Source organism: Micromonospora sp. WMMD736, assembly GCF_049179015.1.
Lineage (GTDB): Bacteria > Actinomycetota > Actinomycetes > Mycobacteriales > Micromonosporaceae > Micromonospora.
On record NZ_JBMHMI010000001.1, the window covers coordinates 5,162,684 to 5,184,080 of the forward strand.

Annotated in this window: 22 protein-coding genes and 1 tRNA gene; 13 read left to right on the forward strand and 10 right to left on the reverse strand. The window is 72.9% G+C overall.

Translation table 11 applies throughout. From position 1 onward, the window contains the following. The first annotated feature begins 27 nt into the window (after positions 1-27). Genes ACN269_RS23265 through ACN269_RS23275 form a run of 3 tightly spaced genes read left to right on the forward strand, consistent with a single transcriptional unit; the run spans position 28 to position 2,521 of the window. Entirely contained in the window at positions 28-900 is an 873-nt protein-coding gene (locus tag ACN269_RS23265) for a PHP domain-containing protein (protein ID WP_421474410.1), read from the forward strand. Positions 901-941: 41 nt separating this feature from the next. Further along, positions 942-1,556, forward strand: coding sequence for a MarC family protein (locus ACN269_RS23270; RefSeq protein WP_421474411.1), 615 nt, complete (start codon positions 942-944; stop codon positions 1,554-1,556). A gap of 44 nt (positions 1,557-1,600) precedes the next feature. Beyond that, positions 1,601-2,521: a RecB family exonuclease gene (locus ACN269_RS23275; RefSeq protein ID WP_421474412.1), complete on the forward strand. Its 921-nt coding sequence runs from the start codon at positions 1,601-1,603 to the stop codon at positions 2,519-2,521. A 126-nt stretch (positions 2,522-2,647) separates the two neighbouring features. Here the strand turns inward: ACN269_RS23275 and ACN269_RS23280 are convergent, their stop codons facing one another. Further along, complete coding sequence (locus tag ACN269_RS23280; protein ID WP_421474413.1) at positions 2,648-3,505, reverse strand: oxygenase MpaB family protein; 858 nt, start codon at positions 3,503-3,505, stop codon at positions 2,648-2,650. 75 nt (positions 3,506-3,580) lie between these two features. Then, positions 3,581-4,009, reverse strand: coding sequence for a Fur family transcriptional regulator (locus tag ACN269_RS23285; RefSeq protein ID WP_421474414.1), 429 nt, complete (start codon positions 4,007-4,009; stop codon positions 3,581-3,583). Between the two features lie 199 nt (positions 4,010-4,208). On the opposite strand from ACN269_RS23285, the gene ACN269_RS23290 reads away from it, so the two are divergent. Then, positions 4,209-4,691: a hypothetical protein gene (locus tag ACN269_RS23290; RefSeq protein WP_421476508.1), complete on the forward strand. Its 483-nt coding sequence runs from the start codon at positions 4,209-4,211 to the stop codon at positions 4,689-4,691. Positions 4,692-4,728: 37 nt separating this feature from the next. Here the strand turns inward: ACN269_RS23290 and ACN269_RS23295 are convergent, their stop codons facing one another. Then, complete coding sequence (locus ACN269_RS23295) at positions 4,729-5,055, reverse strand: hypothetical protein (protein WP_421474415.1); 327 nt, start codon at positions 5,053-5,055, stop codon at positions 4,729-4,731. 51 nt (positions 5,056-5,106) lie between these two features. Between ACN269_RS23295 and ACN269_RS23300 the strand changes: the two genes are divergently transcribed. Beyond that, positions 5,107-5,289: a hypothetical protein gene (locus ACN269_RS23300; protein ID WP_421474416.1), complete on the forward strand. Its 183-nt coding sequence runs from the start codon at positions 5,107-5,109 to the stop codon at positions 5,287-5,289. A 73-nt stretch (positions 5,290-5,362) separates the two neighbouring features. On the opposite strand, the gene ACN269_RS23305 is transcribed toward ACN269_RS23300, so the two are convergent. Both ACN269_RS23305 and ACN269_RS23310 read right to left on the reverse strand, forming a co-directional pair. Then, complete coding sequence (locus tag ACN269_RS23305; protein WP_421474417.1) at positions 5,363-5,731, reverse strand: FmdB family zinc ribbon protein; 369 nt, start codon at positions 5,729-5,731, stop codon at positions 5,363-5,365. 63 nt (positions 5,732-5,794) lie between these two features. After that, positions 5,795-6,445, reverse strand: coding sequence for a 5-formyltetrahydrofolate cyclo-ligase (locus ACN269_RS23310; protein ID WP_421474418.1), 651 nt, complete (start codon positions 6,443-6,445; stop codon positions 5,795-5,797). Between the two features lie 112 nt (positions 6,446-6,557). On the opposite strand from ACN269_RS23310, the gene ACN269_RS23315 reads away from it, so the two are divergent. The 8 genes from ACN269_RS23315 to ACN269_RS23350 all read left to right on the forward strand — a co-directional run bounded on the left by ACN269_RS23315 (position 6,558) and on the right by ACN269_RS23350 (position 15,288). Beyond that, entirely contained in the window at positions 6,558-8,915 is a 2,358-nt protein-coding gene (locus ACN269_RS23315; RefSeq protein ID WP_421474419.1) for a diguanylate cyclase, read from the forward strand. Positions 8,916-8,924: 9 nt separating this feature from the next. Then, positions 8,925-9,887 carry a UTP--glucose-1-phosphate uridylyltransferase gene (locus tag ACN269_RS23320; protein WP_421474420.1) on the forward strand — a complete coding sequence of 321 codons (963 nt, stop codon included), beginning with the start codon at positions 8,925-8,927 and terminating at the stop codon, positions 9,885-9,887. Then, entirely contained in the window at positions 9,884-11,197 is a 1,314-nt protein-coding gene (gene glp, locus ACN269_RS23325) for a gephyrin-like molybdotransferase Glp (RefSeq protein ID WP_421474421.1), read from the forward strand. The genes ACN269_RS23320 and glp overlap by 4 nt, the downstream gene beginning before the upstream one ends. A gap of 55 nt (positions 11,198-11,252) precedes the next feature. Next, entirely contained in the window at positions 11,253-11,903 is a 651-nt protein-coding gene (locus ACN269_RS23330) for a GNAT family N-acetyltransferase (protein WP_421474422.1), read from the forward strand. A gap of 170 nt (positions 11,904-12,073) precedes the next feature. After that, on the forward strand, positions 12,074-12,862 hold the full coding sequence (locus ACN269_RS23335; RefSeq protein ID WP_421474423.1) for a hypothetical protein: 789 nt from the start codon (positions 12,074-12,076) through the stop codon (positions 12,860-12,862). Positions 12,863-13,206: 344 nt separating this feature from the next. Next, positions 13,207-13,280 (forward strand) — tRNA-Ala (locus tag ACN269_RS23340). Between the two features lie 218 nt (positions 13,281-13,498). Further along, complete coding sequence (locus tag ACN269_RS23345; protein WP_421474424.1) at positions 13,499-14,134, forward strand: LysE family translocator; 636 nt, start codon at positions 13,499-13,501, stop codon at positions 14,132-14,134. A 161-nt stretch (positions 14,135-14,295) separates the two neighbouring features. After that, on the forward strand, positions 14,296-15,288 hold the full coding sequence (locus ACN269_RS23350; RefSeq protein WP_421476510.1) for a DMT family transporter: 993 nt from the start codon (positions 14,296-14,298) through the stop codon (positions 15,286-15,288). Between the two features lie 69 nt (positions 15,289-15,357). Here ACN269_RS23350 and ACN269_RS23355 read toward each other — a convergent pair whose 3' ends face one another. The 5 genes from ACN269_RS23355 to ACN269_RS23375 form a co-directional block, all read right to left on the reverse strand. Continuing rightward, on the reverse strand, positions 15,358-16,503 hold the full coding sequence (locus tag ACN269_RS23355; protein ID WP_421474425.1) for an aminotransferase class I/II-fold pyridoxal phosphate-dependent enzyme: 1,146 nt from the start codon (positions 16,501-16,503) through the stop codon (positions 15,358-15,360). Between the two features lie 27 nt (positions 16,504-16,530). Next, a complete protein-coding gene (locus ACN269_RS23360) occupies positions 16,531-17,520 on the reverse strand; it encodes an aldo/keto reductase family protein (protein WP_421474426.1) in 990 nt (329 codons plus the stop codon). Positions 17,521-17,541: 21 nt separating this feature from the next. Beyond that, complete coding sequence (locus tag ACN269_RS23365; protein WP_421474427.1) at positions 17,542-19,623, reverse strand: molybdopterin-containing oxidoreductase family protein; 2,082 nt, start codon at positions 19,621-19,623, stop codon at positions 17,542-17,544. Next, entirely contained in the window at positions 19,620-20,519 is a 900-nt protein-coding gene (gene dapF / locus ACN269_RS23370) for a diaminopimelate epimerase (protein WP_421474428.1), read from the reverse strand. Before dapF ends, ACN269_RS23365 begins: the two co-directional genes overlap by 4 nt. Positions 20,520-20,672: 153 nt before the next feature. Then, entirely contained in the window at positions 20,673-21,380 is a 708-nt protein-coding gene (locus tag ACN269_RS23375) for a 2OG-Fe dioxygenase family protein (RefSeq protein WP_421474429.1), read from the reverse strand. Positions 21,381-21,397: the final 17 nt, after the last annotated feature.

Sequence of the window (21,397 nt, forward strand, 5' to 3'; positions counted from 1 at the left end):
TTCGGGTCCGCTCGGTAGCGTCGGGGAGTGACCTCGCGTACCGGCTCCGCGCCCCGGATCGACCTGCACGCCCACTCGACCGCCAGCGACGGCACACTGACGCCGGTCGAACTGGTCCGCGCCGGGGCCGAGGCGGGTCTGGCCGCGCTGGCCATCACCGACCACGACACCACTGCGGGCTGGGCGCCGGCCGTACGGGCGTTGCCGCCCGGCCTGCTGCTGATCCGGGGCGCGGAACTGTCCTGCCGCTGGGACGGCGCCGAACCGGCGATCCCCCTGCACCTGCTGGCCTACCTGTTCGACCCGGAGCACCCGGAGTTGGTCGCCGAGCTGGCCCGGGTGCGGGCCGCCCGCGAGGAGCGTGGCGAGCGGATCGTGGCGCTGCTGCGCGCCGATGGCATCGACGTGAGTTGGCCGGAGATCCTCGCCGCCGCGGCCGGCGGGACAGTCGGTCGCCCGCACATCGCGCAGGCGCTGATCCGCGCCGGCCTGGTCGCCGACACCCGCGCGGCGTTCGGCCCGGACTGGCTGGGTGAGCGGTACCGGCTGCCGAAGGAGGACATCGACGTCTTCCGGGCGGTCAAGCTGGTCCGGGCCGCCGGGGGCGTACCGGTGTTCGCCCACCCTCGGGCGACCCGACGTGGCCGGGTGGTGCCCGACGAGCTGATCGCCGAGCTGGCCGCCGCCGGGCTGGCCGGGCTGGAAGCCGACCACGAGGACCACAGCCCGGCCGAGCGGGCGCACGTACGGGCGCTCGCCGCCGAATTGGGCCTCCTGGTCACCGGCTCCTCCGACTTCCACGGCACCCACAAGACCGTCCAGCTCGGCGCGTTCGGCACCAGCGTCGAGGCGTACGAGCGGATCGTCGATGCCGGGGTGACCGAGGTCGCTTCGGCCTGATCCGCGTATTTCGCCCACCACCGCGCCGCTAGGTTGATCGCGTGGATCTGAAGCTGTTCGGCGAGGTCTTCGTGACCCTGCTGGTGATCACCGACCCGCCGGGCATGATGCCGATCTTCCTGGCGCTGACCGGGCCGCTGCCGGCGCGCGACCGTAACCGGGCGGCGTGGCAGGCCGTCGCGCTGGCGCTCGGTGTGATCGTGATCTTCGCGGTGGCCGGGCAGACGCTGCTCGACTACCTGCACGTGGACCTGCCCGCATTGCAGGCCGCCGGTGGACTGCTGCTCGTGCTGGTCGCCCTGGAACTGCTGACCGGCAAGGCCGACGACCCCAGCCAGCAGGTCACCTCGAACATCGCGCTGGTACCGCTGGGTACCCCGCTGCTGGCCGGACCGGGTGCCATCGTGGCGACCATGCTCTTCGTCCAGCAGGCCGACGGGCTGGGTGACTTCACCGCCATCGCCGCCGCGATCCTCGCCGTCATGGTCGCCGTGTGGATCGTGCTGCGCTTCTCCGGCGGCATCGTCAAGATCCTGCGCCCCGGAGGCATCGAGGTGCTGACCCGGATCGCCGGCCTGCTCCTGGCCGCGATCGCCGTCCAGCTCATCGCCGACGCGGTGGCCGCCTTCGTCACGCACTACGTGAACATGACCTGACCGGCACAGTCCGGATGTCGGGGGTGGATGGCAGGATCGCAGACGTGCGACGAGCCTCTTCATCTCCACGCCCCGCCGCCGGCGGTCGGGCGCCCCAGCAGCGCCCCGGCGGCGGCGAGCAGCTCGGCTTCGAGGGAATGCCGGAACGGCTCTTCGTCTGCACCCCGAGCAAGCTCGGGACGTACGCCGACTGTCCGCGCCGCTACCGCTACTCCTACGTCGACCGGCCGGCACCGCAGAAGGGCCCGCCCTGGGCCCACAACTCGCTCGGCGCGAGCGTGCACACCGCCCTGAAGAACTGGTACGCGTTGCCCGCCGACCGACGCCGCCCCGAGGCGTTGGCCACCCTGCTCAAGGGCACCTGGGTCCGGGAGGGCTACCGCGACGACGAGCAGGAGCGGGCCGCCTACCGGCGGGCGCTGGGCTGGCTCGAGGCGTACGTCGAGACGCTGGAGCCGGAGGCCGACCCGCTGGGCGTCGAGCGGGTGGTGGCGGTGAAGACCGCCGTCCTGGCCTTCAACGGCCGCGCCGACCGCATCGACTCCCGCCCCGGGCCCGAGGGGGCGGAGCTGGTCATCGTCGACTACAAGACGGGCCGTACCGGGCTGGACGCCGACGACGCCCGGGGCTCGCAGGCGCTGGCCCTCTACGCGTACGCGGCCGAGCGGGTGTTCCGCAAGCCGTGCCGCCGGGTCGAGCTGCACCACCTGCCGACCGGCACGGTCGCCGGTCACGACCACACCGTCGAGTCGCTGGCCCGCCAGTTGACCCGCGCAGAGGAGACGGCCCGCGACATCATGGCCGCCGAGCGGGTCGTCGCCGACGGCGGTGACGCCGACGAAGCGTTCCCGGTGGCACCCGGGCCGCGCTGCGGTTGGTGCGACTACCGGCGGCACTGTCCCACCGGGGCGCAGACCCCGGGCAAGGAGCCATGGGCGGCCGTGGAACGGTCCGTCGAGGGCTGAGCGCGTCCGTCGACCAGCTCGACGCGGCGGCGCGTCCCGTGCCGCTGGCTGGCCGTGGTGGCGCGTCCCGTGCCGCTGGCTGGCCGTTGCGGCCGCCGACCGGCGGCCTGCCGCGCGTGCGGTCGGTCAGCCGGCCAGCGCCGCCCGGTCGGCCGCACGTTGCTTGGCGGCCTGGATCAACGGCCCCTCCAGATAGCGGCGCGGCACCGCGCCGAGCGCCAGTCGCAGCGCGCGAACCGTGAGATCCGCCGACAACTCGGTGGTGGGCAGCCCCAAGCCGCCGTACATCCGCCGGGCCCACGGGGGGAGCAGCGCGAGCGCGGTGCCGGCGATTCCGAGGTACGCCCACCGTGGCGGACCGAGGTTGAGGCCCAGCCGGGCCGGCAGACCGAGCTTCCACGGCAGCGGCGGGGCGGTGAGGAACAGCGCCGTCTCGGCGGCTTCCCGGGTCATCCGCAGCTCCGGCCGAACGGCACGGTAGTAGTCCTGGACCTCGGCGGCGGTGCCCGGCACCGTGGCCGGGTCCAGCCCGACGAGGGCGGCCGACCGACGTTGCTCGGTGTAGTAGCCGTCCACCTCGTCATCGGTCAGCGGCAGACCGGCCCGTCGGGCTGTGCTCAGGAACGACTCGACCTCGGTGACGTGCACCCAGCGCAGCAGGGCCGGATCGTCGACCCGGAACTCCTCGCCGGTGGCGGGGTCGGTGGCCCGCAGCCGGGCGTGCAGTCGACGCAGCCGCGCGCCGGCCTGCTCCGCGTCCAGGGTCGTGCCGTAGACGGTGGTCGCCACGTAGGTGGCGGTGCGGACCAGCCGTCCCCACGCGTCCGAGCGGTAGTTGCTGTTCTGCGCGACGCCGGCCATGGCGCGGGGATGCAACGCCTGGAGGTAGAGCGAGCGCAGGCCGGCGACGATCAGGATCGGCTCCTCGTGCACCTTCCACGTGACCGAACCCGGACCGAAGAGGCCGAGGTCATCGGAGTCCACCGACCAAGCGTGCCACGGCTGGCTAGTCGGTGCCGGCCAGCCCGGCCGGCCGGGCCTCCGGCGACAGGGCGGAGGTCAGCCGTCGACGGCGCGACGCGACCGACAGCTCGGGCAGAGACCCCAGAAGGTCACTTCCGCCTCGTCCACCTCGAAGCCGTTCGTGACGCCCGGATCCAGGCAGGGTGCGCTGCCGACCGCGCAGTCGATGTCGGCGATCTCGCCGCAGCCCCGGCAGACCACGTGGTGGTGGTTGTCGCCGACGCGTGCCTCGTACCGGGCGGGGCTGCCGGCCGGCTCGATCCGACGGGACAACCCGGCCCTGCTCAGCGCCCCCAGCACGTCGTAGACCGCCTGGGTGGAGACGGAGTCGAGGCGTTCCCGGACCCGCCGGGTGATCTCGTCGACCTCCAGGTGGCCACCGTCGGCGAGGACGTCCAGCACCGCGAGGCGCGGTCGGGTGACGCGCAGCCCCCGCGATCGCAGCAGTTCCTCACCTCTGGACACGCGCCAATGACAGCACGTGCGACCAGCGACGACAACAGTCGGCCGAGGGCGGTGGTCACGAACACAGCTCGTGAAGATCGACCCGGGCACTGAACCTCGTCAGTGTCGTGCGCGTGTCTTTCGGGGGAGAGCACGGGGACGACCGGCGGTTCGTACGTACGCTGGCGATCCCGTGACCGTGATCCGCCTGGAGGTGTCGATGTTCGAGGAGATTCTGGGTCTACCGACACACGTCTTCGTCGTGCACGCGATGGTGGTCTTCGTCCCCCTGCTGGCGGTGCTGGCCATCGCGTACGTGGGGCTGCCGCGCTGGCGGCACCGCCTGGACTGGGCGCTGGGCATCCTCGCCGTCGTGACGCCGGTGACGGCCTTCCTGGCCGTGGAGTCCGGTGAGGCGTTCACCGACGCCCTGGTCGCCCGTGGCTACCAGGGGCAGATCCTCGACCAGATCTTCGAGCACTCGCGCTACGGCGACATCCTCTTCCGGATCGTGGTGCCGCTGGGGATCGTGGCCATCGCGCTGCTCGTCGCGACCAGCGGTCACCCGCGGGTGCCTCGGCTGCCGGCCCTGGTGACGCCGCTGCTCGCGGTGGCGGTCGTCGCGTTGTCGCTCGCCGCCCTGGTCTACGTCGCGCTGACCGGTCACACCGGTGCCCAAGCCGTCTGGGGCACCACCCTCTGACGCCGCCGGCCGGTCGGCGAAGCCCTTTGCGCGGTGATCAGAAGAGGATCCGCGAGCAGAGCAGGCAGACGAGGGCCACCACCACCACGGCGGCAGCGGCTCCGAAACCGTAGGTGACCCGCTGCGACCGCTGCTCCGCCGCGTCCAGGGCGGCCATGTCCTGAGGTGGCAGGCGTCGTGGCGGCGCCGGCTCCAGGTGTACGGGGGGACGCCAGCCCGCCGGAGGCGGCACGCTCGGGGGCGGCCCTGCGTACCCACCGGTGGGTGGTGTCGCGGGCGGCGGGTGGTCCACCGTCGGGCCGTCGCCGGTCCCGGGGCGACGCCAGTAGTCGTCCGGGGTGCTGCCACCGCTGGGGGTCGTCACGCCGTCCGAGGCTACCAACGGAGCCGGCTGCCTGCGCTAGTCTTGCCGCTCGTGAGCACCGAGGACCCCGGCGCCGCCGTCACGCGCGGCGATGACGACCGCACCGTCGAGCTGAGCGACGACTTCGTGGTGCTGCCCGAGCAGACCTCGGACGACACCGACCACGGCTGGGGCGAGCACAGCGGCGGCAACGACGACTGGCTCCTCGCCCAACGCCCACCGCACTGGGACTGAATCCCGGGCGGAACGGGCCTCGCCCGGGAACCGGCGGCGGATCGCCGACGTCGCGGCCTGCGGCCGAGCGGGATCAGGACGCCGAGCTGGCCGCCGGCGCCTTGCCGCCACCCGACCCACCGGACGACGAGGACGACCCGGACGACGTCGACCCGGACGACGTCGAGGACGTCGAACCGGAGTCCCCACCCGAGGACGAGGACGAGGACGACTCGGACTTGGCCGGCTTGGTCGCGGTGCCGCCGGCCGACGTCTCCGAGCCGGACGCGCGGGAGTCGGTGCGGTAGAAGCCCGAGCCCTTGAAGACGATGCCGACGGAGTTGAAGACCTTGCGCAGCCGCCCCTGGCACGCCGGGCACTCGGTCAGCGGCTCGTCAGAGAAGGACTGCACCGCCTCGAGCTGGTTACCGCACGCGGTGCAGGCGTACTGGTACGTAGGCACGTTCTCCTCCGGTATCTGGACTCGGCCAGTTGGCACTCGACGTATTCGAGTGCCAATGGTGCGTCATTCGGGCCGGGTTCGTCCAGCGGACGTGTGGGGCGCGACACCCTGCGCCGTACCCGGGCCGTCATCAAGCGTACGCATTCCGCCGGAGGGGGTGACCACCGCGCGGACCGGACGGTCGTGCGGCTCGGTGGGCAGCGCCTCGACCAGCTCACCGTCGTGCAACGGCACCACGGTCAGGCTCGCCGTGGGCACCCGTGCCAGCGCCCGGTCGTAGGAACCTCCACCACGGCCCAGCCGTCGGCCGTGATGATCGACGGCGAGTGCCGGCACGACCACCAGTTCCGCGCCGGATACCGCGTCCACACCGAGGCGGGGGCCGACCGGCTCCCGGATGCCCCGTCCGGCGGCGGCCAGCGCGTGCGGCCCGGTGTACACCGCCCAGTCCAGGTCGAGGTCCGCGCGGAGCACCGGGAGCAGCAACTCGCCCTCGGCCGGTAACGCCCCGCGCAACGCCTCCGCGAGGTCGGCCCCGCCCGGCTCGGACCCGACCGGCACGTACGCCGTCATCCGGCGGGGGCGCAGCCGGCGTACCAGGGCGACCAGTTCGGCCTGGACGCGCCGGGCCGCTGCGGCCCGCGCCGCGTCGTCCAGGGTCCGACGGTGGGCGAGCAGCCGTACCCGGGTGTCCCGCTTCGTCATCCGGGTCACTTCCGCTTCATCAGAAAAATCTGACACGCAACACTCCTGACGCAACGCCACTCCCACGGTTGCTCTGTGTCAGCATCGCAAGCAACGGAGGCGGAACTTCCGGGGGGACCGAGTGACGCTACGCGGGCGGTTGACGGCAGCCTTCCTCGTGGTGGTGCTCGGCCCGGTCCTGCTGGGTGCGTTCTTCGTCGCCTCCACCGTCACGGCCGTCGACCGCACCCGGTCCACCGAACGCCTCGCCGTGGCGGCGTCCGCGGTGCGTACCTCGGTCGACGCGCTCTGCCAGCAGCTCCGCGCCGCCGCCGACGCGGTCGCCCTCACCGGTGATCCGGCCGTCGTCGCCGGCCAGCTCGTCGGGCGGGGGTTGGCCGCGGCGGTGCTGGTCAGCGACGTCAGCGGACGGGTCACGTACGTCTCGCCGGGCGCGCCGTCGACACCCTGGCGGGACTGTTCGGAGCCGGTCGCCGCGACGTCCGGGCCGGTCCGCGCGCTGGCGGCCCGCGTCGACCGCCGGGACCCGGCCGGCACCCTGCTGGGTAGTGTGGCCGCCGCTCAGCTCGTCGACCCGGCCTTCGTGGCCCGACTGGCGGCGGTGAGCGGAGTCGCGGTCACGCTGCTCGACGGCGGCGCGAGCGCGGCCCGCTTCACCCACACCACCGAGTCCCGCGAGGTACGCGACGGGGTGCTGGCCGCCGCCGGCCACAGCACCGGCGAGCGGGTCACCGAAACCACCAAGGGCCGGTACGTGCGGCGGATCGGGCCGTCCGTGGGCCAGCCGCTGCCGCTGGTGCTGTCGGTGCCGAGCACCCGGCCACCGGGGCTGCACGCCACGCTGGCCGGCGTGGTCGTCCTGGCTGGGCTGCTCGCCGTGCTGACCGCGTGGTGGCTGGCCCGGGTGACGACCCGGCCCCTGGCGGAGTTGGCCGGCGCGGTCGACCGGGTGGCGCACGGCGACCTGACCGCCCGGGTGCCGGTACGGGGCCGGGACGAACTGGGCCGGCTCGCGGAGGCGTTCAACCGGATGATCCGCGAGACCGGTTCGTACGTCGCCGCGCTCACCAGCAGCCGTGATCAGCTCCGCGGGCACCTCGCGGTGCTCGGCGACACCCTGGCCAGCACCCACGATCTGCAACGCATCCTGCGGGTGATCCTGCACAGCGCCATCGCGGCCACCGGCGCACGGGCCGGCGCGGTGCTGCTGGTGGAGAGCGGTGGGGTGCTCGTCGCACAGTGCAGTGAGGGTCTGGACGGGCGCTGGCCGGTCCCCGACCCGGACGGACCGCAGACCCTGCGGGTGCCGGTGGGCGTCGGCGTGGTCGGCGCGGTGGCCGCGACCGGCGAGCCGCAGCGGGGACGCGTGGAACCGACCGAGCCGCCGACCGGCGAGCCGCGCTGCCGTACCTACGTGGCGGTCCCCTTCGCGGCCCCCGGCACGACCGGGCTCGGCGGCGGCGCGACGACCACCCCGGGCGGCTGCCCGACGACCATCCCGGGCGGCGAGCGGACCGCCGACGAGGCGGGCGCGGCGGCGGTGGCCCTCGGCGTGCTGGCGCTCTACGACCGGGTGGGCGCGGACGAGTTCGACGACGACGACATGGTCACCCTGCGTACCTTCGCCGGGCACGCGGCCGTGGCGGTCGAGAACGTGCGGGTGCACGAGGAGGCCCAGCGGCTCTCCCTCACGGACCCGCTCACCGGGCTGTGGAACTACCGCTACCTGCGCGAGTCGATCCGCCGGGAGGTCGAGCGGGCCAGCCGGTTCGGCCGGATGCTCAGCGTCCTCGCCCTCGACCTGGACCTCTTCAAGGACGTCAACGACACGTACGGGCACGCGGCGGGGGACACCGTGCTGGCGGAGTTCGCCCGGCGGGTACGCGGAGAGATCCGCGAGGTGGACCTGGCGTTCCGGCAGGGCGGGGAGGAGTTCGTGCTGCTCCTGCCGGAGACCGACGCCCGGGGCGCGGCGATCGTCGCGGAGCGGCTGGGCGCGGCGGTACGCGAGACGCCGATCGCCGTCGAGGCGTACGCGGGGCCGATCGTGGTGACCGTGTCGGTCGGCATCGCCGTCTACCCGGACCACGGCAGCACCGGGCGGGAGGTGTTGGAGGCCGCCGACGACGCCCTCTACGTGGCCAAGGCCGCCGGCCGGGACACCTACCGCGTCGCAGAGGTCCGCCCGGACGTGCCGACGCGGGAGATCCCGGTGCCGGCCGGCGCGGTAAGCCCACCCGACGGGCTGCCGAGAGCCGGCCGGTCCACGCAGGTCCGGCGGGAGCCGGGCGGTCACGCCCGGTCGGAGTCGGCTGTGGGCGTACCCGAATCGAACCGTCCGGAGCCGGCGCACGCGCGGCCGGATCCGCCGGACGGCCCGGCGGACGCCGCGCGAGCCGGCCCGGACGCGGCGCGGCCGGGGCCGGGCGGCGGCGCGTCTTCTGGGCCACACCCGCCGCGGCAGAGCCGTGGCCGATAGTCTCGCGGCATGTCGGAGCACTCAGCGAACCCCTCAGCGACGGTCGCCGCAACCGGCCGTCCCCTGGCGGTCAAGGCCGTCATCCCGGCCGCCGGACTGGCCACCCGCTTCCTGCCGGCCACCAAGGCGGTTCCCAAGGAGCTGCTGCCGGTCGTCGACCGGCCGGTGCTGCAGTACATCGTCGAGGAGGCCGCCCAGGCCGGCATCGGCGACGTGTTGCTGATCACCGGTCGGGGTAAGACGTCGATGGTGGACCACTTCGACCGTCGCCCCGACCTGGAGACCAGGCTGGAGGAGAAGGGCGACGCCGAGCGGCTGGCGGCCGTGCGTCGGCCCGGTGAGCTGGCCGAGATCTACACCGTCCGGCAGCCGGAGCAACTCGGGCTCGGGCACGCGATCGGGTACGCCGAGGCCCACGTCGGTGACCAGCCCTTCGCGGTGCTACTCGGTGACGAGTTCGTGAAGCCGTCCGAGCCGCTGCTGCCGGCCATGCTGGAGTTGCAGGCCCGCACCGGCGGCGTGGTGCTCGCCTTCTTCGAGGTGAACCCGGCCGACACCAAGCGGTACGGCATCGCCTCGGTCGAGCCCGCCGAGGCCGACCTGACCGACGTCGGCGAGGTCGTCAAGGTGACCGGCATGGTCGAGAAGCCGCAGCCGGAGGACGCGCCGAGCAACCTGGCCGTGCTGGGCCGGTACGTGCTGCCCGGCACGATCTTCGACGCGATCCGGCGGACCAAGCCGGGCAGCGGCGGCGAGATCCAGCTGACCGACGCGATGGAGTTGCTGCGCAGCGAGGGCACCCCGGTGCACGCGATCGTCTACCGGGGCACCCGCTACGACACCGGCATGCCGCTGGGCTACCTCCAGACCGTGGTGCAGATCGCCGCCGAACGCGAGGACTTCGGCACCGAGTTCCGCGCCTGGCTGGCCGAGTTCGTCAAGGCCGACGCGGCAGGCGGATCTGGTACATGACCGCGACGGCCGACGCCGAGGCGGCCGCGAACGAGTTGACGCCGCTCGCCGACTACCTGGGCAGCGTGCTGCGCAGGTTACGAGCGCTGCCGCCACTCGACCTCGACCTCACCCAGGCGCACGGCAACGTCCTCGCCGAGGACGTCGTCGCGCCGCACGCCTTCCCGGCCTTCGACCAGGCGGCCGTGGACGGGTACGCGGCCCGCTGGGAGGACATCTCCGGAGGGGGCCGGGGCCCGAGCTACGTCCCGGCCCCCTCCGGCACGCCCGGCGGGCGGAGCATCCGGCTCAACGTGGTCGGCGACCTGGGCGCGGCGAGCTGGCGTCCGGTGCGGCTCACCCCGGGCTCGTGCTTCTCGGTGGCCGCCGGGGCGCCTCTGCCGGTCGCCGCGGACGTGGTGGTCCCGGTGGAGTGGACCGACCAGGGCATGGCCGCCGTCGAGATCTTCCGCACCCCCAAGCGGGGGTACGGCGTCCGCCGCGCCGGTGAGGAGCTGCCCGCCGGCACGCTGCTCGCCCGTGCCGGCACGTACGTCTCCCCGGCCCTCGTCGCCGTGTTCGCGGCCACCGGCATCGGCCACGTGGTGGTCCGGCCGAGTCCCCGGGTGGTCATCGTGGCTACCGGGGACGAGCTTGTCGACGTGGGCCGGGGCAGCCAGCCCGGCCAGGTGGTGGACGCCAACTCGCACGCGCTGACCGCCGCCGCGGCCGAGGTGGGCGCGCTGGCGTACCGGGTGGGCATCTGCGACGACGACCCGGAAGGGCTGCGCGGCCTGCTGGAGGACCAGACCCTGCGGGCCGATCTGATCATCACCACCGGCGGGACCGGCACCGGCCCGGGTGACATGGTCCGGCGGATCCTGTCCCGCCGCGAGGGCGGCCGGGCCGGGCCGGTGGCCTTCACCGACGTGGCGCTCTATCCCGGCACCGCTCTCGGGTTCGGCACGGTCGGCGCCGAAGAGGTGCCGGTGGTCTGCCTGCCCGGCGACCCGGGCGCCGCGCTGATCGGCTTCGAGGTGCTGGCTCGTCCGGCCATCCAACTGCTCGCCGGCGCGGAACCGGTGTTCCGTCCCAGCGTCCGGGCGCACCTGCTGGAGACCGTGTCGTCACCCGGCGGGCTGCGTGAGTTCCGGCCCGCGCACGTCGCCGAGCGACGCGGCGGCGGTTACACGGTGCAACCGCTGCGTGGTGGCCCGTTCACCCTCTCCGGCCTGGCCGAGGCGAACGGGCTCCTGGTGCTCGGCGAGCGGGTCACCACCGCCGCCGCCGGCTCCACCGTGGACGTGCTGCTGCTGGACCGCCGTCGGTGAGATCCCCCGGAGGTCCACTTGCGCGCGAACCGGTCCCGCGCGGGAGACTGTGCGGGTGAGTCTCTTCGGACCGGTCCGTGCGCCCGGCTGGCCGGCGGTGCTGGTCGACGGTCCGGTGCTGTTGCGCCCCTACCGGCGCTCCGACGCCGCAGCGTGGTCGCAGGTACGCCGGGCCAACCAGGCCTGGCTGGCCCCCTGGGAGTCGTCGCTGCCGGGCGGTTGGGACGAGCTGAACTCGCCGGCCGCGTTCCGGTGGGTGCACCGCGACCAGCGGCGCTCGGCCCGCGAGGGCGAGGGGATGCCCTTCGCGGTCTGCCTTCGGGAGGCCGACCGGGAGCGGCTGGTCGGGCACCTCAACGTCGGCAGCATCGTGCGCCGCGCCTTCTGCTCCGGTTACGTCGGCTACTGGGTGGACGCCCGGGTGGCCGGGCAGGGTGTGATCCCGACCGCGCTCGCGCTCGCCGTCGACCACGCGTTCGGCCCGGGTGGGCTGCACCGGATCGAGGTCAACATCCGGCCGGAGAACCGCCCGTCGCGGCGGGTGGTGGAGAAGCTGGGCTTCCGTGAGGAGTCGTACCACGTGCGCTACATGCACATCGACGGCGCGTGGCGTGACCACATCGGATACGCGATGACGAGCGAGGAAGTCGCCGCCGAGGGCGGTCTGCTGGCCCGCTGGCACCGGATCCGCGCGACCGCGCGGTAGTGGCTGTCCCACGCACGGGATCGGCGCGGCGCAGTGGTATCCCGGTCGGTTCACCGTAACCTCAAGTAACTGCAAGCTGCGGCAAGCGCTCACCGTCCGGACGATCCACGCGCTCAGGCGTGATTGGTGGAAGATCCTGCGGTCGGGGAGCGGTTGCTCCGAATTCGGTGATGGGAGGGGTGAGGGTGCCGACCTCGGTGCTCCTCGCCGTCCTCGCCGCCGCCGGCCTGCTCGCCCTGGCACCGGCGCTGGTCCGCCGGTACGACGCCACCGAGCGGCTGGTGGCGGAGCGGGCGCAGTCGACGGCGCGGGTGCTCCAGCGCCGTCGGCGGCGTCGCACTGTGCCGGGACGGCAGCCCCTGCACCCCCCGCGCTCGCTTGTGGTCACGCTCAGCGAGGACGCGGCTACGGGCAAGTTGGCCGTACCGGTCTCCGCGCCGCCGGCCGCCCGCCGATCGGGCCGGTTGCGTGCCGTACCTCCGGCCCCGAAGCGCCCCCGCCGCCGTCCACCGCGCCGGCAGCACACCCCCGCCGTGTACCGGCGACGCCGGGTACTCGCCGCGCTGCTGCTGCTCAACGTCGTCGAACTGATCGGCGTGCTGTTCGTCAGCCCCGGCTTCTGGATCGGCTTCTCGGTCACCTTCATGCTGCTGGCCCTGTACGTCGTACACCTGCGCAGGCGAGCCCTCGCCGCTCGCCGCCGGCGTCGCGCGCGGGCCCGGGAGGCGGCGTGGTTGGCGGCCCGCCAGGCCGAGGTCCGCCGCGAGCAGGCCCGTCGCGCGGCGGCCCGCCGGGAGGCGCAGCGCCGTCTGGCAGCCCAACGCGAGGGGGTACGCCGAGCTGCCATGGGTCTCGACCGGCCCGCGGACCTCCCGGCGGCGGTCAACGGCGGCTCGGTCTCGTACCGGCGCTCGGGTGGCCTGCGCGGGCGCCCCTACGAGGCCGGCCGCGGCGCCTGATCGAGACGGCCGCGCCGTGCCGGGTGGGCGGCGGCCTCGCCGTGCCTGGCGGCGGCCTCGCCGTGCTGCGGGCTGGCGGCGGCCTTGCCCTGCCGGGCTGACGGCGGCCTTGCCCTGCCGGGCTGACGGCGGCCTTGGCCTGCGGCGCTTGATCGACTCGACTTCCGGGAAGGCGTGGTGTCTGGGTGCCCGGGATGCCGCGATTTCCTGGATGCTGAGTGGATCTCGGGGCCGGCGGGGCGGCACGCCGGGGGTGGATTCGCGGTGGAGGCGGGCGACCTGTTAGCCTTGCTGCCGGCCCGCCCGGTGAAAGCCGGGTGGGACCGAAGCCGGTTCGCCGGTGGGGGGCTGTGGCGCAGACTGGTAGCGCACCTCGTTCGCATCGAGGGGGTCAGGGGTTCAAATCCCCTCAGCTCCACCCATGTAAGGCCCTGACCAGCGGTCAGGGCCTTTTATTATGCCGGGGGAGCGGGTGGCCTGCCGTGCGGTGCGGCGCGAACACCGATCCGGCCGACCTGCCACAGCCTGACAGTAATTAACCACTTGTTTCCGTGCGGAGTCGGCTGCCCGAATGGTGGGAACGGTGGACGGATTGCGGACGCCTGCCGGTCTGCACCGGTGTGGAATACTATGTCGGTGATCGATCTGTCGCTTTACCAGGCATTCGTGTTGGCGGCCGTGATTCTGGTGATCGTGCCGGGACCCGACATGGCGTTCATCATCACCATGGGCGTCGGCGGCGGCCCGCTGGCCGGATTCTCCGCCGCGCTGGGCGTGGCGGCCGGCCTCGCCGTGCACGCGGTCGCGGCCATCCTCGGCTTCGCCGCGATCTTCGCCGTGGCACCGCTCCTCTACGACGTGATCCGCTGGGCCGGCGCGGTCTATCTGGTCTACCTGGCCGTCAAGACGTACCTCGAACGCAACGAGACGACCCTGACCGCGCCGGCCAGCGAGCCGGGCCGCGTGGACCGGTGGGTGGCGTTCCGCAAGGCGGCCGTGGTGAACCTGCTCAACCCGAAGGTGATCCTGTTCAACGCCGCGTTCCTGCCCCAGTTCGTCAACCCGGAACTCGGCAACGTCCCCGGCCAGTTCCTCATCCTCGGCCTGACCCTGGTGGTCATCGACCTCATGATCGACGGCGTGATCGGCCTAGCGGCCGGGCGCGCGGGTCAGTGGCTGCGCCGCAGCCGGCGGATCATCAAGGCGCTCAACGTGGCCACCGCGGCGGTGTTCGTCGGCCTCGCGCTACGGCTGATGCTGGTCCGGGACTGACCCACGGCACGGCGTGACTGTCTGATCACCGGGGACGACGGTATGGTGTCCTGGTGAAATTCTTCGTTGTTTCACCACCACCGGCGGACCGGTAACGAAACCTGTCCCAACCCGGTTCCCTCTTTTCTGAGCCCGGGTTTGTTGATGGTGCCCCGGTGGCGATGACTTCGGAGAATTGTGTGAATACCGATATACGCCCGTCCGTCGGGCGTGGAATTTTCTACATCTGTGTCGCGGCTGTCGCCTGGGGGACCGGCGGCGCCGCAGCGGCCGTTCTTTACGACGACAGCGGCATGGGACCCGTGGCGGTGTCCTTCTGGCGGTTCGCCAGTGGAGTCCTGCTCCTCGCCGCCGCTCACCTGCTGCTCCGCCGCCGTACCGGCACCCCCACCCGGCCGCGCTGGCAGCAGGTGGTGACGACCGGAGTGGGGTTGGCGGTCTACCAGACCGCCTACTTCGCCGCCGTCGACTACGCCGGGCTGGCCGTCGCGACGGTGGTGACCCTCGGATCCGGGCCGGTCCTGATCGCCATCGGATCCCATCTCCTGATGGGTGAACGGCTCGGCCGAGCTGGGGCCGCCACCGTGGCGATGGCCCTGGCCGGGCTGCTTCTGCTGGTCGGCGGCGGGAGCGCCAGCACGGCCTCGGCACCGGCGCTGGGGCTCGCCTGCGCGCTGCTGTCGGCCGCCGGGTACGCCGGGGTCACACTGCTCAACCGCAAGTTGGGCCGGGACAGCGGCGGCAGCCCGCAGGTGATGGCACTGGGCGGATTCACCGTCGGAATGGTGTTCCTGCTTCCGCTGGCCCTGCTCGAAGGGCTGCTGCCCACCTCGGGGGACGTCGGTCAGACGCTGGGCCTGGTCTGCTACCTGGGGTTCGCGCCGACGGCGCTGGCGTACAGCTTGTTCTTCGCCGGGCTGGCCACCGTCCGGGCGACGACGGCATCGGTGATCGCGCTGATCGAGCCGGTCACCGCCGCCGTGATCGCCGTGCTCTGGTTCGACGAGCGGCTCACCGTAGCCGCCAGCGCCGGCTCGGTGGTGCTGCTCGGCGCCGTGGTCGCGCTGACGCTCGCCGAGCGGCGGGCCAACCGGGCAGGGCCGGCGAACGCGACCGACGCCGACCGGCGGCCGTCTCCGGCCCGGACCGGCTGAGCCGGACGCGGGGTCCGTCCGGCTGGACATCCCACCGGGCGGACCCCGCGTCCGCGTCGTCGACCGGTGTCAGCCGGGTCCCACGTCCCCCGGCAGCACACCTGCGACCCCCTCGGCCAGCACCGCCGCCACCCGGTCCAGCGCCGCCGAGACGTATTCCGGGTCCAGTGAGTGGATCACCCGGAAGTGCCCCTCCCAGCCGAAGTGGGCGCCGGCCCCGACCAGCACCCCACCCCGCACCCGCAGCGCGTTCGCCAGCGCCAGGCTGGTCACCGGCGCGCGGTACCGGACGAAACCGAGTGCGGTCGCGGTCGGCGGGACGATCGACACCAGCTCCTGGTGCGCTCGGACCCAGTCGACCAGCAGGGACCGCCCGGCGCGCATCAGCCCCCGGTTGCGGTCCAGCAGCCGGTCCCGGGTCGGGGCGGCGAGGGCCAACTCGGCGACCTGCATGGCGAGCATCCCGGTGCTGACCGTCAGGTACTCGTGCCGGCGCCACACCCGGGTGAGGAACTCCGCAGGCGCGACGATCCAGCCCACCCGCAGCCCCGGCAGGGCGAACGCCTTCGACAGGCTGCCGACGCAGATCACCCGGTCGTACCCGTTCCACAGGGTGGGGGTGACCGTGTCGACGTCGAGTTCGGTACCCCGGTGCACCTCGTCCACGACCAGCCATGCACCGTTGCGCGCAGCGACGGCGACCAGGGCCGCCCGTTCCGGCGCGGACAGCACCGAGCCGGTCGGGTTGTTCGGGTTGGTGACGACGATGGCCCTGGTGTCCGGCCGGACGAGGCTCTCCAGTGCGGCCAGGTCGATCCGCCACCCGCGTTCCTCGTCCAGCGCGCAGGTGTCGATCTTCGCGCCGGCGTTGCGGGCCAGCCCCCACACCTGCCGGTACCCGGGTTCCAGCAACACCACGTGGTCGTCCGGCCCGACCAGCGCGTCCATGATCAAGGTGTTCGCCTCGGCCGCGCCGACGGTGACCAGCACGTCCTCCGGTCGGCAGCCCTGCCAGTCGGCGATCAACTCGCGTAGCGCCGGGTTACCACGCACGGACGGGTAGTGCTGGCGGCCGTCGAGCAGCCGGTCGGCGTCCGCCTCGGCCACGAACTCCCGCAGCCGTACCGGTTGGCAGCTGCTGTCCGCCAGCGTGTACTCGACCGTCGGCTCGTACCGGGACTGCCATTCGACCAGCGCGAACGGTTCGAAACTCATGTGGCCTCGATTCTCCTCGCCGGTCGGTCAGGCGGCGCTTTCCGTCCTGCCGGGATCACGCTCGATCACGTCGCCGAGGGTCTCGTCGATCCGCCGGAGCAGCGCCGGGTCGAGCCGTACCCCGACCGCCGCGACGTTCTCCCGGATCTGCTCCGGCCGGGACGCCCCGATCACCGCCGCCGCCACGTTCGGATTGTTCAACGTCCACGCGACCGCGAGCTGGGCCGTGGTCAGCCCGGCCTCGGCGGCCAGCGGACGCAGCGCCGCCACCCGCTCCAACACCTCCGGTCGCAGGTACGGGCCGACCCAGTCGGCGCCGTTCGCGTCCAGCGCGCGGGAGCCCTGCGGCGGCGGCCCGTCGGACCGGTACTTGCCGCTGAGCACGCCCTGGGCCAGCGGCGAGAAGACGACCTGGCTCATGCCGGCCTTCTCGCAGGCCGGCACCACCTCGTCCTCGATCACCCGCCACAGCATGTTGTACTGCGGCTGGTTCGCGACGAACGCGGTCAGGCCCAGGTCCTCGGCGAGCCGTCGGGCGGTGACGATCTGCTCCGCGGTCCACTCGGACACCCCGAGGTAGAGCACCTTGCCCTGGCGGACCAGGTCGTCGAACGCGCGCAGCGTCTCGACGAGCGGGGTGGCGTGGTCGAACCGGTGTGCGTAGTAGACGTCCACGTAGTCGGTGTTCAGCCGGCGCAGCGAGGCGTGCAGCGACTCGACGATGTGCTTGCGGGACAGCCCTTGGTCGTTGGGGCCCGGGCCGGTCGGGAAGTACACCTTGGTGCACAGCACCAGCGACTCCCGGCGTACCCCGGTCAGCGCCTCGCCGAGCACCGCCTCGGCCCGGGTACCCGCGTACACGTCGGCCGTGTCGAAGGTGGTGATTCCCTCGCCGAGCGCCGCTGCCACGCATGCCCGCGCGGTGTCGACGTCGATCTGCGAGCCGTGGGTCAGCCAGTTGCCGTACGCGATCTCGCTGACCTGAAGGCCGCTGCGACCGAGTGGGCGGAACTCCATGGACGGTCTCCTAGTCTCTGGTCACGATGGTTCGACGTCCCCGGGCACGACGGGTTCGATCTGCACCCGGTTGTCGTGGAAGACGGCGCCGCCGCCCATGTCCGAGTCCCGCTCGTCCACCGTGGCGTTCACCCCGGCGCCGCCGGTGAGCTTGAGCCAGTGGCCCTTTGTCGTGGCCACCACCCCGGGCCGGACGTGGTCCGCGTCCACGCTCACCGTCGCGGTGAACGCGCCCCGGTCGTTGAAGATCCGCGCCTGGCCGCCGTCGACGAGCCCGCGCGGCCCGGCGTCGTCCGGGTGCAGGACGATCCGGGGCCCGCCGGACCGGCGGACGAGTTCCGGCTTGTTGCCGAAGACCGTGTTGATGGAGAAGTGTCCGGCACCGGCGATCAGGGTCAGCGGGAAGCGGCGGGACAGGTCCGGGTCGTTCGGCTCCTTCGGCGGGACGTACCCGACCAGCGGGTCGAGCCCGTCCGCGGCGGCCCGCTCGGAGTAGAACTCCAGCCGGCCGGACGGGGTGGGAAAGCCGTCCGCGAACGGCAGGAACGCCGGCTCGTAGTTCAGCCGGGCCCAGCCCTCGGTACGCAGCCGTTCCATGCTGATCCCGGCCAGTGACGGATCGTCGGTGGCCAGCAGTTGCCCGGCCAACTCCTCGTCGGATTCGTACAGGCTGGGTTCGGTCAGCCCGAGGTGCCGGGCCAGCCGGCGGAACGTCTCGGTGGTGGACAGGCACTCCCCGGGCGGCGGCACCGCCGGCTCGTTCCAGGTGATGTACATGTGCCCGTACCCGTCGAGCACGTCCAGGTGCTCGGTCTGCATGGTGGCCGGCAGCACGATGTCGGCGTAGTCGACGGTGTCGGTCGGGAAGTGGTCGAGGACCACCGTGAACAGGTCCGGCCGGGTCAGCGCCCGGCGGATCCGGTTCTGGTCGGGTGCGCTGGCGACCGGATTGGCGCCGTACACGACGAGCGCCCGCACCGGCGGGTCGTCCACGTCGAGCAGGGTTTCCGCGAGCCGGGTCATGGACAGCTTGCGGACCGGCCGGGTGAGCAGGTCGGGGCGGGCCAGCGCGTCCCGGTCGCCGCCGAAGTAGCCGTCGGTCGAGAACGCCAGCCCGCCGCCCGGGTACCGCCAGTCGCCGGTGACGCCGACCAGGCAGGCCAGCATCCGCAGCACCTCGCCGCCACCGGCGTGCCGCTGCACCCCGATGCCGGCCCGAATCGCGGTAGGGCGGGTGTGCGCCAGCCGTCGGCCCAGGGTGACGATCTGTTCCTCGCTGAGGCCGGTGATCGTGGCAACCCGGTCCGGCGGGTACTCCAGGATCCGGTCCCGGAACTCGGGCCAGCCGAGGGTGTACCGCTCCAGGTAGTCACGGTCCTCGGCGCCCTCGGCGAGCACCACGTGCAGCAGGCCCAGGGCGAGGGCCGCGTCGGTGCCGGGCAGCGGGGCGATGTGCTCGTCGGCCTGCCGCGCGGTCCGGGTCCGCACCGGGTCGATGACCACCACGTGTGCGCCGGCGCGGCGGGCCTGGTCGATGAAGCGCCACAGGTGGTGGCTGGTGGTGAGGGTGTTGACACCCCAGAGCAGGATCAGCCGGGCGTGCGCCATCGACTCCGGATCGATGCCCCGGGTGGTCCCGGTGGCGTACTCGGTGCCGTGCAGCCCGGCGATCGAACAGATGGTCATCTTGTGCCGGGAGGCGCCGAGCACATGCCACAGTCGGGAACCGGCCTGGCCCTGCAAGCCCTGGAGGAAGCCCAGGTTGCCGGTGCCCTGGTAGGGCCAGATGGCTTCGCCGCCGCTCTCCCGAACGATCCGGTTGAGCTGGTCGGCGATCTCGGTCAGCGCCTCGTCCCAGCCGATGCGGGTGAACCGGCCGGAGCCCTTGGGACCGGTCCGGCGCATCGGGTACAGCAGCCGGTCCGGGGAGGCGGCGTGGTCGAGGTACTGGTTGACCTTCACGCAGAGCGTGCCCCGCGTGTACGGGTGGTCCGGGTTGCCGCGCAGCCGCACGGCCTTCCCGTCGGTCACGGTGACCTTCCAGCTACATCCGTCCGGACAGTCCAGCGGGCATCCCCCGACGACCTCACGCGTGTCCGTCATCCGATCCGCTCCGTTTCCCGTTTCTCGGTGGTGACCCGGGCGATCAGGTCGCCACTCAGCTCACCGGCGAACACCTCGTGGACCGGCCCGGTGAGGGTGACCGTGCCGTCGGCGTCGATGCCGACCTCGACCGTGCCGCCGGGCATGTGTACGACGATGTGCTCGTCGACCAGGCCGAGCGCGTGGGCCGCACCGGCGGCGGCGCAGGCGCCGCTGCCCGACGCGGTGGTGTAACCGGCCCCGCGCTCCCAGACCTCGATCTCGATGGTGGAACGGTCCAGGACCCGCAGGAACTCCACGTTGGTCCGGCCGGGAAACTCCGGGTGGCCGGCGATCGGCTCGCCGAGCGCCTCGGCGACCGCCCGGTCCACCGCCGGCAGCGGCACCACGAGGTGCGGGTTGCCGTCGTCGAGGGCGACCACGGACAGGGTCCGGTCACCGACGACAAGCGGGCGCAGCAGCCGGGCGGCGCGGTCCGTCGCGCCCGGATCGACCACCGTGAAGGCCGGCGCGCCGGTGGCGATCCGGACGGTGCCGCTGTCCGGATCGTGGATCTCCACCCGGGACGTGCCGCCGCTGGTGCGGACAGTGACCTGGTTGCCGGCCGGGCCCTGGCCGAGGTGGGGTTCCCGGTCGAGCAGGTGACTGGCGAAGATCCGGATGCCGTTGCCGCTGCGGCCGCACGGGCTGCCGTCCGCGTTGAAGATCAACAGGTCGACGGGTTCGCCCGGGACCACCGGGCCGACCGGGCCGACGAGCAGGCCGTCGGCGCCGACCCCGTACCGGCGGTCGCACAGGAGCCGGGCCGTCTCGCCGGTCCGCGCGATGTTCAGCCGTCGGGGGTCGACGACCAGGTAGTCGTTGCCGAGCGCGTGGTACTTGACGAAGTCGCTCATCCTCGCTCCCGTCTGTCCGGCGGCGAGCCGCTGGTCCTGCCCGCCGGGGTCCCTCCCGGTGGCCGCCGACTGGGTCATCCGCCTGCCCGGCGGGCCGCCGTGGCCCGGTGCGTGACCGGACCACGGCGGGACCGCCTCATTCGGCGGACGCGCTCACATCGCCGAGACGACCGGCTCACCGTCGGCCAGCACGGCGGCGTCGTGCTCCTCGCCGTACCACTTCTCCCGCCACCGGGAGAAGGCGACGATCAGGATGTCCCGGTGGCCGGGCTGGCCGTTCTCGGGCTCGATGTCGGTGACGTCGTGCAGGATCGCCCGGTCGTCGAGCAGCAGGGCCTGACCGGGTTCGAGGGTGCCGGTCCAGAACGGTTCGGTGGCGTCCGGCCGCCACAGCCGCGTCTCGCCGCCGACGACATTGTGCCGACGCAGGATGGCGATCATGACGTACTCGTGACCGTCCTGGTGGATGCCCTCCGGGGTGAGCTGGCCCGGCTTCTCCAGCGTGGCCCGGCTGCGGTTCTGGTGCACGTTGAGCTGCCAGTCCTCGGAGGTGTCCAGCGGGATCGACTCCGCGCCGAACCTGGCCCACGGGGTCAGGTCCACCTCCAGCGGCTCGTACGGCCGCCGCATCCCGCCGCCGATCGAGTTGAACTTCTTGAACGCGGTGTACGCGCGGTGCGGCAGCTTCTCGAACTGCCACCCGTCGTCGCCCTTGTGCGACACGCGGTACTGGGAGAACCGCTTGGAGCGGGTCAGGTTGCCCATGTACGGGTCGGGCGGGCAGCGGTCGTAGCTGGCCAGGACCTCCTCGGTGACCGGAGGAATCTCGACGAGCTTGAACCCTTCGTCGGTGATTGGCATGTCGTTCCCCTTCGCTT

Coding starts and splice junctions, on each gene's coding strand:
- ACN269_RS23290 (WP_421476508.1), top strand. CDS start 4,209: ATGTTCGAGGAGATTCTGGGTCTACCGACACACGTCTTCGTCGTGCAC.
- ACN269_RS23320 (WP_421474420.1), top strand. CDS start 8,925: ATGTCGGAGCACTCAGCGAACCCCTCAGCGACGGTCGCCGCAACCGGC.
- glp (WP_421474421.1), top strand. CDS start 9,884: ATGACCGCGACGGCCGACGCCGAGGCGGCCGCGAACGAGTTGACGCCG.
- ACN269_RS23335 (WP_421474423.1), top strand. CDS start 12,074: ATGGGAGGGGTGAGGGTGCCGACCTCGGTGCTCCTCGCCGTCCTCGCC.
- ACN269_RS23350 (WP_421476510.1), top strand. CDS start 14,296: ATGACTTCGGAGAATTGTGTGAATACCGATATACGCCCGTCCGTCGGG.
- ACN269_RS23355 (WP_421474425.1), bottom strand. CDS start 16,503: ATGAGTTTCGAACCGTTCGCGCTGGTCGAATGGCAGTCCCGGTACGAG.
- ACN269_RS23360 (WP_421474426.1), bottom strand. CDS start 17,520: ATGGAGTTCCGCCCACTCGGTCGCAGCGGCCTTCAGGTCAGCGAGATC.
- ACN269_RS23365 (WP_421474427.1), bottom strand. CDS start 19,623: ATGACGGACACGCGTGAGGTCGTCGGGGGATGCCCGCTGGACTGTCCG.
- dapF (WP_421474428.1), bottom strand. CDS start 20,519: ATGAGCGACTTCGTCAAGTACCACGCGCTCGGCAACGACTACCTGGTC.
- ACN269_RS23375 (WP_421474429.1), bottom strand. CDS start 21,380: ATGCCAATCACCGACGAAGGGTTCAAGCTCGTCGAGATTCCTCCGGTC.